Genomic DNA, 6216 nt, shown 5'->3' on the forward strand with positions numbered 1-6216 from the left:
GTAGTCCCCACCACCCTCCCCCTCGCCGAGTTCTACCGCGAACTCGTCCGGACACAGGCCGTCATCAACGCCAAGCACCTCGGCTGGCGCACCGCCCTCGGCGCCGCCCGCCTGCTCGGCGGGCACCTGCTGCGCGGGCAGACCAACTTCGCCCGCATGCTGTGGAAGTTCCACCGCGTCTACAACCCCCCAGCGGCAGCTCGCCGACCACCGGCGCCCCGTCTCCTACGAGCTGCCCCTCCCCCAGCGCGTCGACGTCGGCGACCGCCGCCGGCTCTACATCCACACCCGGCCTTCCGTACGCGACACGGAATCCTGAGCGGACGATCCGCGGAAAGCGCGGAGCGGAACCGCCCGCAACGCCGTGCGCGGCCGGGCCGATTGAGCACAGCGGCCAGGGGAAACCCGGGTCTCGACGCGAAGGAGACCGCCGTGAGAACCGGAACCGGCAAGGCCGCACGGTCCACGTCGACCGGCAGGTCCGTATGACGCCGGGCGAGACACCGCCGGGTCCCGGGCCGGCCGGAACGGCACGTGACGGAGTGCTCCGCACCCGCCTGAAAGGAGGGCTGCGGCTCCTCGCCCTGTCCGCCCTGCTGCTCGCCGGAGTCGGAGCCGTCGGGCGGCTCGTGGGGTGGATCGCGCTCACCACCACCCTGGGACCGACGGCGTACCTGCTGCTCGCCCACCCGCATTCGGTCAGCGCCCGGCTGCGCAGCGCGGTGATCGGGCACGCGCTGGCGGTCGTCGTCGGTCTCGCCTGTCTGGCCCTCTTCGGCCTGTGGAGTCACCCGTCGACCGCCGCCGAGCAGCACGACACCGGTGCGCAGATCGGCGCGCAGGCCCTTTCCGTGGGACTGACCCTGTTCCTGCTGCACGTGTGCGAAGCGCACCACCCTCCGGCCGCCGCGACGACGCTGCTCATCACGTCCGGCATCTCCCGTCCGGGCCCACCGCTGTACGGCATGCTGACCGGGCTGGTTCTGATTCTGGCGATCGCACCGTTGATGAGCGTCGCCACCACTCCGAAGCAGCCGGAGCAGGCCGAGGGCGACGGCTGACCGCGGCTTCGGCCTGCACCACCTGCCTACCCGGGAGGGCGCGTCCCATCTTCTCCTTCCAGCCGGCGACGCCGAGACTCAGCCGGCCGATCGTCTCGATCCAGCCGGCGGGCTGCGTGCGAAGCTCCATGTGCCCACCCGTGGGACAGCCGACCGACCACGGCCTGGTCGGCCTCCACCGTCCGGGAGCGCGCTTCCAGGACCGTTTCCCTGCGGCATGCGAGGGGCGTTCACTGCTCGGGGCGGCCCTCGACGAGGCGTCGCAGTGAGGGGAGCAGGGCGTCGATGTCCTGTCCGGTGCGGAAGGCGACGACGGTGGTGCCGCCGTCACCGGCCTGTGCGCGGGACTGGGGGCCGGGAAACAGGGCGAGCACCTCGCGCATCGCCTCGTCGACCTCTCCGACGGGGTCGGAGGACTCGCCCCGGAGCCATCGGCGCAGCACGTGGTTGTGGGCCGCGACCACGGACGCGGCCATGAGCTCGGCCCTGAGCGAGGCCGACTCGGTGGAGCCTCCCATCCAGTTGGCGATGAACTCGCGGAACAGCCTCTGATAGCGGGCCACGCTGGCGATCTCGCGGTCGCGGAGCGCGGCGACCTTGCTGGTGAGCCGGTATCGCCGACGGGCGAGGTCACCTTCGTCGAGGTAGTGCATCAGCACCAGGCGGACCGCGTCGGAGACGGCGGCCAGGGCGGTGTCGTGGCTGGAGGTGGCCAGCCGGTCCTTGATCTGCTCGAGCAGCCGGTCGTGGTCGGGGAAGATGACGTCTTCCTTGGACCGGTAGTGCCGGAAGAAGGTGGTGCGGCCCACCCCGGCCCGTTCGGCGATGTCGTCGACGGTGGTCTGCTCGTAGCCGCGCTCGTCGAACAGGGCGAAGGCGGCGTCAGCGAGTCGGGTGCGCGCGGCTGGCTTGCTCATGATCACCCATCCTCCCCTCTCTCGGCCTCGAGGAGCCACTTGCTCACTTGAATGGTACTGAGTACCGTTCATAAGAGATTGGGTACCAGAGGAGATCGATGTGGGTTCCTTCGCACGCAGCGAGTCCGGCCTGCCGATTCAGCCGGTCTACGACGGCTGGTCGCTGACAGACTTCGACGCGGACGCCAAGCTGGGCGCCCCGGGACGGTTCCCGTTCGCCCGCGGCGTGTACCCGTCGATGTACACCGGCCGCCCCTGGACGATGCGGCAGTACGCCGGGTTCGGCACCGCGAAGGAGTCCAACGAGCGCTACCACGAGCTGGTCGGCGCCGGCACCGGGGGCCTGAGCGTGGCCTTCGACCTGCCCACTCAGATGGGCTACGACTCGGACGAGGACATCGCCCGCGGCGAGGTGGGCAAGGTCGGCGTGGCGATCGACTCCATCGAGGACATGCGGACGCTGTTCCAGGGCCTGCCGCTGGACAAGGTGTCGACGTCGATGACGATCAACGCGCCCGCGTCGACGCTGCTCCTGCTGTACCAGCTGGTGGCGGCCGAACAGGGCGTGGCCGGTGACCGGTTGACCGGCACGATCCAGAACGACGTGCTCAAGGAGTACATCGCCCGCGGCACGTACATCTTCCCGCCGAAGCAGTCACTGCGGCTGATCAGCGACATCTTCGCCTACTGCCACCGGGAGCTGCCGCGCTGGAACACGATCTCCATCTCCGGCTACCACATGGCCGAGGCCGGGGCCACGCCCGCGCAGGAGATCGCGTTCACCCTCGCCAACGCCAAGGAGTACGTGCGCGCCGCGATCGCCGCGGGCCTGGACGTCGACGACTTCGCTCCGCGTCTGTCGTTCTTCTTCGTCGCCCGCACCACGCTGCTGGAGGAGATCGCGAAGTTCCGCGCCGCCCGCCGGATCTGGGCGCGCATCATGCGCGACGAGTTCAAGGCCCAGAACCCCAAGTCGCAGATGCTGCGCTTCCACACGCAGACCGCCGGTGTGCAGCTGACGGCCCAGCAGCCCGAGGTCAATCTCGTCCGGGTCGCCCTGCAGGGCCTGGGCGCGGTCCTGGGCGGGACGCAGTCCCTGCACACCAACTCCTACGACGAGGCCATCGCCCTGCCCACCCAGAAGGCGGCACGGCTCGCCCTGCGCACCCAGCAGGTCATCGCCCACGAGACCGACGTGACCCGGACCGTCGACCCCTTCGCCGGCTCGTACTTCATGGAGTCGATGACCGACGACCTGGAGGCGGCGGTCCTGGAGTTGATCCAGGCGGTCGAGGACCGCGGCGGCGCCGTCGCGGCGATCGAGCAGGGCTTCCAGAAGTCCGAGATCGAACGCTCCGCCTATCTGATCGCGCAGGAGATCGACAACAAGGAGCGCACCGTGGTCGGCGTCAACCGTTTCGTCCTCGACGAGGAGGAACCGTACGAGCCGCTGCGCGTCGACCCGCAGATCGAACTCGACCAGCGTGAACGCCTCGCCGTCCTGCGCACCGAGCGCGACAACGGCGCCGTCGACCGCGCCCTCGACGCCCTGCGCACCACCGCCCAGGGCACCGGCAACGTCCTGCCCCCGATGCGCGAGGCCCTGCGCCTGCGCGCCACGGTCGGTGAGGTCTCCCACGCCCTGCGCGACGTCTGGGGCGTGCACGTCCCCCACGACACCTTCTGAACCGATGAGCCTTGGGGTGGAGCAACCAGTGAACGACATCGACATCCGTACGACCGCGGGCAAGCTCGCGGATCTGCAGCGCCGGATCCAGGAGGCGACGCACGCCGGCTCCGCGCGCGCCGTGGAAAAGCAGCACGCCAAGGGCAAGCTGACCGCCCGCGAGCGGATCGGGCTGCTGCTGGACGAGGACTCCTTCGTGGAGCTGGACGAGTTCGCCCGGCACCGCTCCACCCACTTCGGGCTGGAGGCCAACCGCCCCTACGGCGACGGCGTGGTCACCGGCTACGGCACCGTCGACGGCCGCCCGGTGGCCGTCTTCTCGCAGGACTTCACCGTCTTCGGCGGCGCGCTGGGCGAGGTGTACGGGCAGAAGATCGTCAAGGTGATGGACTTCGCGCTGAAGACCGGCTGCCCCGTCATCGGCATCAACGACTCCGGCGGCGCCCGCATCCAGGAGGGCGTCGCCTCCCTGGGGGCGTACGGGGAGATCTTCCGCCGCAACACCCACGCCTCCGGCGTCATCCCGCAGATCTCCCTGGTCCTCGGCCCGTGCGCGGGCGGCGCGGTGTACTCCCCGGCGATCACCGACTTCACCGTCATGGTCGACCAGGCCAGCCACATGTTCATCACCGGCCCGGACGTCATCAAGACCGTCACCGGCGAGGACGTGGGCTTCGAGGAGCTGGGCGGGGCGCGCACCCACAACACCGCCTCCGGGGTGGCCCACCACCTGGCCGCCGACGAGAAGGACGCCATCGACTACGTCAAGCAGCTGCTTTCCTACCTGCCCTCCAACAACCTCGCCGAGCCGCCCGTCTTCGCCGAGGAGGCCGACCTGGCGCCCTCGGAGGAGGACCTGGCCCTGGACACCGTGGTGCCGGACAGCGCCAACCAGCCCTACGACATGCGCACCGTGCTCGAGCCGGTGCTGGACGACGGGGAGTTCTGCGAGACCCAGCCGCTGTTCGCGCCGAACATCCTCACCGGCTTCGGCCGCGTCGAGGGCCGCCCGGTGGGCGTGGTGGCCAACCAGCCGCTGCGGCTGGCCGGCTGCCTGGACATCGACGCCTCCGAGAAGGCCGCCCGCTTCGTGCGCACCTGCGACGCCTTCAACGTGCCGGTGCTCACCTTCGTGGACGTGCCCGGCTTCCTGCCCGGGGTGGGCCAGGAGCACACCGGCATCATCCGCCGCGGCGCCAAGCTGATCTTCGCCTACGCCGAGGCCACCGTGCCGCTGATCACCGTGATCACCCGCAAGGCGTTCGGCGGCGCCTACGACGTGATGGGCTCCAAGCACCTGGGCGCCGACCTGAACCTGGCCTGGCCCACCGCGCAGATCGCCGTGATGGGCGCGCAGGGCGCGGTCAGCATCCTGCACCGCCGCACCCTCGCCGCCGCCGAGGACGCCGGGGAGGGCGAGGCCGCCCGGGCCCGGCTCATCCAGGAGTACGAGGACGCCCTCCTCAACCCCTACGTCGCGGCCGAGCGCGGCTACGTCGACGCCGTGATCACGCCCTCGGCCACCCGCTCCCACCTGGTGCGCGGCCTGCGCCAGCTGCGCACCAAACGGGAGTCCCTGCCGCCCAAGAAGCACGGCAACATCCCCCTGTAAGGAGCCGCTGTGATCAAGATCGTCCGAGGCAACCCCACCCCGGAGGAACTCGCCGCCGCCCTGGCGGTGGTCCGGGCGCGCGCCGCGGCGGCGGCGCGCACAGCGACCGGCTCCGCTCCGCGTCGCGCCAATGCCTGGGCCTCCCGGGAACGCCTCCTGCGCACGCCGCACACCTACGGCCCCGCCGGCTGGCTCGCTCCAGCCCTCCCCCAGTGAACGTCCGAACGGAGAGACCATGAACGCCCTGCGACAGCGCACGGACCTCGGCGGCGCGACGGCGCCGCCCCGACTGCGCGTGGTGATCGCCAAGCCCGGACTCGACGGCCACGACCGCGGCGCCAAGGTGATCGCCCGCGCCCTGCGCGACGCCGGCCATGAAGTGATCTACACCGGCCTGCACCAGACTCCGGAACAGATCGTCGCCACCGTCATCGCCGAGGACGCGCCCGTCCTGGGCCTCTCCGTCCTCTCGGGCGCCCACCTGACGATCGTGGAGCGCGTGATCGGGCTGCTGGCGCGGGAGGACGCGAGCGACGTGCGCATCCTGGTCGGCGGCATCATCCCGGACGCCGACGTCCGCACGCTCCAAGCCATGGGCGTCGACGCGGTGTTCACCCCGGGCACGGACATCCGCCGCATCGTCGAGACCGTCGACGCGCTCGGCGCCGGCCGGACGGACGTGCGGGAGGCGGCATGCTGACCAAGGTGCTCATCGCCAACCGTGGCGAAATCGCTGTCCGCGTGGCCCGGGCCTGCCGGGACGCCGGGATCGCGAGCGTGGCCGTCTACGCCGACCCGGACCGGAACGCATCGCATGTCCGCGCCGCGGATGAGGCGTTCGCCCTGGGCGGTGACACCCCGGCCACCAGCTACCTGGACATCGACAAGGTCCTGAAGGCCGCCAAGGAGTCCGGCGCGGACGCCGTCCACCCCGGCTAC

Annotated in this window: 7 protein-coding genes and 1 pseudogene; 7 read left to right on the forward strand and 1 reads right to left on the reverse strand. The window is 70.9% G+C overall.

The annotated features are described in order from the left end of the window. Positions 1 to 319: pseudogene (locus C1I97_RS41875) on the forward strand (hopanoid C-3 methylase HpnR); the annotation flags it as partial. Positions 320 to 542: 223 nt separating this feature from the next. Then, entirely contained in the window at positions 543 to 1061 is a 519-nt protein-coding gene (locus C1I97_RS28855) for an HPP family protein (RefSeq protein WP_181446965.1), read from the forward strand. Positions 1062 to 1291: 230 nt separating this feature from the next. Here C1I97_RS28855 and C1I97_RS28860 read toward each other — a convergent pair whose 3' ends face one another. Next, positions 1292 to 1978 carry a TetR/AcrR family transcriptional regulator gene (locus C1I97_RS28860; RefSeq protein ID WP_111006066.1) on the reverse strand — a complete coding sequence of 229 codons (687 nt, stop codon included), beginning with the start codon at positions 1976 to 1978 and terminating at the stop codon, positions 1292 to 1294. 100 nt (positions 1979 to 2078) lie between these two features. Here C1I97_RS28860 and C1I97_RS28865 point away from each other — a divergent pair, with 100 nt between their 5' ends. The 5 genes from C1I97_RS28865 to C1I97_RS28885 all read left to right on the forward strand — a co-directional run. Continuing rightward, on the forward strand, positions 2079 to 3665 hold the full coding sequence (locus tag C1I97_RS28865) for an acyl-CoA mutase large subunit family protein (RefSeq protein WP_111006067.1): 1587 nt from the start codon (positions 2079 to 2081) through the stop codon (positions 3663 to 3665). Positions 3666 to 3669: 4 nt separating this feature from the next. Continuing rightward, entirely contained in the window at positions 3670 to 5277 is a 1608-nt protein-coding gene (locus C1I97_RS28870; protein ID WP_111006068.1) for an acyl-CoA carboxylase subunit beta, read from the forward strand. 9 nt (positions 5278 to 5286) lie between these two features. Beyond that, on the forward strand, positions 5287 to 5493 hold the full coding sequence (locus C1I97_RS28875) for an acyl-CoA carboxylase subunit epsilon (protein WP_111006069.1): 207 nt from the start codon (positions 5287 to 5289) through the stop codon (positions 5491 to 5493). Between the two features lie 19 nt (positions 5494 to 5512). Next, a complete protein-coding gene (locus C1I97_RS28880) occupies positions 5513 to 5977 on the forward strand; it encodes a cobalamin B12-binding domain-containing protein (RefSeq protein WP_111006070.1) in 465 nt (154 codons plus the stop codon). Next, positions 5974 to 6216, forward strand: a 243-nt coding sequence (locus C1I97_RS28885) for a biotin carboxylase N-terminal domain-containing protein (RefSeq protein ID WP_309147836.1), incomplete at its 3' end; no start/stop codon positions are given. The genes C1I97_RS28880 and C1I97_RS28885, both read left to right, overlap by 4 nt.

It is taken from the genome of Streptomyces sp. NTH33 (assembly GCF_003236365.1).
Lineage (GTDB): Bacteria > Actinomycetota > Actinomycetes > Streptomycetales > Streptomycetaceae > Streptomyces.